Annotated in this window: 4 protein-coding genes; 1 reads left to right on the top strand and 3 read right to left on the bottom strand. The window is 63.9% G+C overall.

Annotated features, from left to right (window positions below):
- Positions 1–192 precede the first annotated feature (192 nt).
- Positions 193–1,971 (top strand): molybdopterin-dependent oxidoreductase, encoded by a 1,779-nt coding sequence (locus tag AC1DCZ_RS19180; protein WP_476975985.1) that lies wholly within the window; start codon positions 193–195, stop codon positions 1,969–1,971.
- A 479-nt stretch (positions 1,972–2,450) separates the two neighbouring features.
- On the opposite strand, the gene AC1DCZ_RS19175 is transcribed toward AC1DCZ_RS19180, so the two are convergent.
- From AC1DCZ_RS19175 to AC1DCZ_RS19165, 3 genes are all read right to left on the bottom strand, one after another.
- Positions 2,451–2,924 carry a hypothetical protein gene (locus tag AC1DCZ_RS19175; RefSeq protein ID WP_476975984.1) on the bottom strand — a complete coding sequence of 158 codons (474 nt, stop codon included), beginning with the start codon at positions 2,922–2,924 and terminating at the stop codon, positions 2,451–2,453.
- 41 nt (positions 2,925–2,965) lie between these two features.
- Complete coding sequence (locus tag AC1DCZ_RS19170; protein ID WP_476975983.1) at positions 2,966–4,003, bottom strand: molybdopterin-dependent oxidoreductase; 1,038 nt, start codon at positions 4,001–4,003, stop codon at positions 2,966–2,968.
- Positions 4,004–4,215: 212 nt separating this feature from the next.
- Positions 4,216–4,890 carry a hypothetical protein gene (locus AC1DCZ_RS19165; protein ID WP_476897270.1) on the bottom strand — a complete coding sequence of 225 codons (675 nt, stop codon included), beginning with the start codon at positions 4,888–4,890 and terminating at the stop codon, positions 4,216–4,218.
- Positions 4,891–5,083: the final 193 nt, after the last annotated feature.

Raw genomic sequence — 5,083 nt, 5'->3', positions numbered from 1 at the left:
CGCCAATGAGCTAAACCCACATCCCAACATGGCCAACGCCGCCGAACACCCGGTGGGCAGATCTGGTGGCCATGAACGGGCAGTTTTCATGGCCACCAGCGGGCATTTTTGCTGGCCGTCCATGGGCACAAACTATTGGCCATTGACAGTCAGGCGGTGGTCCGGGCTGGTGGCGCGGTTAGGCTTCGGAGCATGGATCCCTCTTCGCAAGACCGCCCGCTCCCCGCGCCCGACATTGGTGCCGGGGGAGCACGAAGGAGTTTCCGGACGGAGCTAGATGATCAGCGATACACGGCGGTTGATGAGGACTGGGCCGGGGGTGTGCCGCCCCAGTATGGTGTTGCTCCGCGATTGCGGGTCGGTCAGAAGTGGTTCAATCTGCTCTGGCTGATCCCGATCGGGCTGCTGTTGCTGCTGGTAGGGGTCGCCGTCGCGAAAGGAATCAAAGGGCTCCCTGCGGTACAGGATTTCCTGCAACGGTATCCAGGCATGTCCGAGATGTCCGGTGGCGCACCCGTAGGATTTCCGGCGTGGCTGGGATGGCAGCACTTTTTAAACCTGTTTTTCATGATCTTCATCATCCGTTCCGGGGCGACCATCCTGGCGGATCATCCTCGGCTGTACTGGACCAGGCACTCCACCCCGGGCAGGGACTGGTTCCGGGTCCAGAAGCCGGTCCCGGGCAACCCGCTCTACACAGCCAAAGAGGACTCGATTACCCTGCAGGACGGGGTCGGTCTGCCGGGGCGCCGGCATTCCATAGGGCTGGCCCGCTGGTGGCACCTGGGCATCGACACCTTATGGTTGGCCAACGGAATTGTCTTCTACGTCCTTCTGTTCTCCACCGGGCAATGGATGCGCCTGGTTCCGATGCGCTGGGACGTGATCCCGAACTCGATCTCCGTGATGATCCAATACCTGTCCTTGGAATGGCCGGTCGAGAACGGGTGGAACAACTACAACAGCCTGCAACTGATCGCGTATTTCGCCACCGTCTTCCTCGCCGCCCCGCTGGCCCTCATCACGGGCCTTGGCATGTCGCCTGCGCTGTCGACGCGGTTTCGGCGGATCAGTTCCGTCTTCAGCATCCAGGCCGCCCGGTCGCTGCACTTCCTTGTCCTGTGCTGGTTCCTGGTCTTCATTGTTATCCATGTCGCCCTCGTGATCACCACCGGAATCCTCCGGAACCTGAACCACATGTATGCAGCCCAGAACACGGAATCGTGGACCGGGTTCTGGATCTTCGCGGCGTCGATGATCGTGGTGATCGTCGGCTGGGTGGCCGCCACCCCGTTCACTTACCGGTACCCGCGCGTCGTGCAGAAGGCCGGATTTGCCCTCATCGGGCCTGTGCAAAGCCTCTTCGAGCACATCGACTCGACACCCGGTCAGTACACCCAGAAGGACATCTCCCCGTATTTCTGGCATAACGGCAATTACCCCGACACGGACGAGTGCAGGCAGCTCCAGGCCGGCAACTTCGCCGACTACAGGCTCCTGATCAACGGTCTTGTCGAAAACCCGGTGGAGCTCACCCTGGAGCAGTTGAGGGGCCTGGCGCATCATGAGCAGATCACCCAGCACTTCTGCATCCAGGGCTGGTCCGGAATCGCGAAATGGGGCGGGGTGTCCATGCAAACAATCATCGATACCGTCGAGCCGAAACCGGAGGCCAAGTGGGTGATCTTCTACTCCTTTGCCCTCGGCCCTGAGGGGGGTCTGTACTATGACGCGCAACCCATTGAGCAGATGAGCTACCACCTGACGATGCTCGCCTACGACATGAACGATCAACCCGTGTCGTTCGGCCACGGGGCACCGCTGCGACTGCGGAACGAGACCGAGCTCGGTTTCAAGATGGTCAAATGGATCAAAGGGATCGAGTTCATCGAAGACTTCTCTGACATCGGCGGCGGCCTCGGCGGCTACAACAACGACCACGAATTTTTCGGCTACCGGCAGTCGATCTGATCATCGCGGGCGGAGGCGCGGCGGCCCTGACGTTCCTCACGTTTACCATGGCTAAGGGCCGGATTGACAGCCACAGCCCACACCGGCGAATTAGACGGAATTCTCAGATGCGCATACGTCGACTGAACGTCAGAAGAGGCCGTGATATGCCAGGTCCAGGCCCGCTGCCGGGGCCGGCCGACCCGTTGTTGGGTGGGCCGGCCTCACCTGGTTGTACGCAGGGTTTCCACAGCACAAGCCCAGCACGCCGTCGCGCGACGGATCGTTGCGTCCAGCGAGCTCACGAATGCTGGCCACAAACCCCGAATCTTCCACCCTGCTTGTTGTTGACGATGAGCGTAGATCAGAACGCAGGATCGATTTCGTCGGATACATTTTCCAGTCGCTTGGCAGATGCCGGTGCTGGTGCCTCCGCGTCGATGCCGGCGGAGCCGAGGTAACGGGCTGGCGGCCCGCTGTGCGGTGACGCGGGTGCCGCGTCAGGGCTGTGTCTTTTGTCGCTTGCCGGGAGTGATTGGACCTGGGGTTCCGGAACGTTCACAGACGTAGATCGCGGCCGCGGCTGCGATAGTGAGAATCGTCCAGAACCAGAATAGGTGACCTGCGTAGTCGGCCTCCAGGACGCTGGTGTTGCGGGCCTCTGACTGTGCTTTCAGCAGGATTCCGGTGATGAGGGTGACTACAGCCCCTGTCATGAGGGCCCCGCGCAGCACCGCGGCGGAGACGGGCCGCAATCCGGAGCCCAGGCGGGTCAGTCCGGCACCGGCCAGGGTGGATAGCGGCACGATGACGCCGTCGTGCAGGAGAACCGCGGCGGCGAGCCACGTCAGCAGCCCCAGCAGCTGGGCGGGGCCGAGTTGGGTGGGGAGGCCCAGGAGGCCGTAGCCGATGAGCCCGGCACCTGTCGCGCCGAGGGTTATCCTGACTGCTCTGACGGTCGCGGCTGTCTTCACGGGCCGGACTGTAGTGTCGAGCGGGGTTGTCTTCGGCGGGGTCACAGGACCTCCAGGGACTGGAGCCATTTGGTTTGGAGGACGCCGGGGCGTCCGGGGGCGATGATCCTGGCGGGATAGCCGTGGTCAAGGTCCAGGACGGCGCCGTTGAGTTCCAGCGCAACGAGTGTGCGTTCGTCCCGGGCGTATTCCGCCGGCATAGACATGAGCCTGTACGCGCCCTCGGGTTCAAGGCTGGTCACGCGCAGCGCCGAATCCGGCGGTGCCCCGACAGCACCGAGCAGGTCCCTCATCGTCACACCGCGCCATTGGGCCATCTGGCTCCAGCCCTCGACGCAGGCGATGGGGAGTTCCTGACTGGTTTGCGGTAGCGCGCGGAGTTCGGCCAGGCTGAACTGCCTGCTGGTGCCGTGGTGGGTGACGCTCAGGGACCAGTCCTCGGCCCGGGCAAGACCGGCCACTTTCGCGTCGGCCGCGGTCCGGTTGACCGGGACGGATTGTGGGCCGGTACCCATTTTGCGGGGGGCGAACAGGTTCAGGGGGCCGAGCCAGAAAAAGGACTGTCCGGCGGTGGTGAGTACGAGCGCAGCTGTGCTCGCTCCGACCCCGGTAAGGAAGGCCCTCCGTGACCACCGGCCCGGCGTTGCCGCGGCCGGCGTGCCGTGTGTGGTGTCTTCCCCGGCGCCGGCCGCAGGGCCGGTCAGCGGAGAGACCTCGATGGCATGCCTGCGCCAGTGAGCCATGATGGCCGGAAGTTTCACTCCGATGTGCAGCAGCAGGGATCCCCAGATGACCCACGCCATCCAGTAGTGGGTCTCGCGGAAGGGGAAGGGCCAGGGATACCACTTGTAGGTATTGATCAGCCCGGTTGTCAGCTGAAGAAGCGACGAGGCGATGAACAGGGCGATCGAGGCACGTTCGAGGCCATGGGCGACCGATTTGACCGGCGGCCACTTGAGCAGCTCCGGATACACGGACCACAGCTTGGCCAGCAGCAACGGAATGGAAGCGATCCCGGTGGTGATATGGATTCCCTGGGTGAGCTGGTAGATCCAGACGGGGCTGGTGGGGAAGAACATCCAGGAGGGCGGATTTTGCAGGCCGTGGCTGAATAGCCCGGTCAGGAAACACACCGTGAAACTCAGCCCGAGCCAACGGCCCAGGACGACCGTGAGCCGGGTACTCCGCGTCGGAGAAGCAAACCGGGCGGCCAGGGCCTTCGTCAGCCTCTGGAGGGTCCGCGGCACGTTTCTGCCGGTGCAGACCATGCCTCCGGCAGGTCTTGGCGGTGTTACTTGGTGTTGACGGTGATTTTGGCGATGCCGACGAGCATGTCGGCTTTCACGGCGTCGGTCTTGAAGGTCTTGTTCAGTAGGCCGGCGGCGGTGTCGGAGATCAGCACGCGGGTGCCTTCCAGGACGGCGGTGTCGCCGGACTTCGCGAGGGGCTTGAGGGTGGAGCCGTCGAGGTTGAAGATGTAGGCCTGTTTCGCGGCGGTCGTGCCGTTGACTGCGACGTCGCCGTAGAGCTTGGAGGTGCCCGGGTCGATGGTGAAGTTGGTCAGGTCGACCTTGGTGTCCCCGGAGGTGAGGGAGAACCCGGAGCCGGCGTGGCTGATCAGGCCCTGGACGTAGGGGCGGTAGTCCTTGGACGGGTCGTAGTAGTCGACCTTGCCGCCGGTGATGGGGAAGATGAGGGAACCGTCGGTGAGTGCGGCGGTGCCGATGACGCCGGGGGTGAGCTTCAGGGTCTCCAGGGCTTTGGCGAAGGACGCGTCGAGCTTGACCGCGGTGGACGTCCCGGTCAGGGCCGGGATGGAGGCCAGCGGCTTCGGCGCTTCGGCCGCGGCGGACGAGGAGGAAGCCGGGGCGGGGGAGGTGTTGCTGGCCGGGGTGCAGGCGGCCAGGGAGAACATGAGTGAACCGGCGGCGGCGATTCCGGCGAAGGTCTTGAGGGAGGTGCGCATGGGAGTACTCCTTGAAGTCATTTTGGGGTGGTCCCGTCCCGGTGCGGGGGCCGTGGTGGGGGCCGCGGAGTTTCAGCGGGGCGGGTTTTTTCTGTCAGGAGTACTTCGGCATCAACACTGTTCCGGATGGGTTCCCCGGATACCGTAACCATTCCGTGATACCGGGCCCCGGACGCATCGCGTGCCCGCCACC

This window comes from Arthrobacter sp. 10N418 (assembly GCF_056394725.1).
This window is presented reverse-complemented; position numbering and strand designations above follow the sequence as displayed.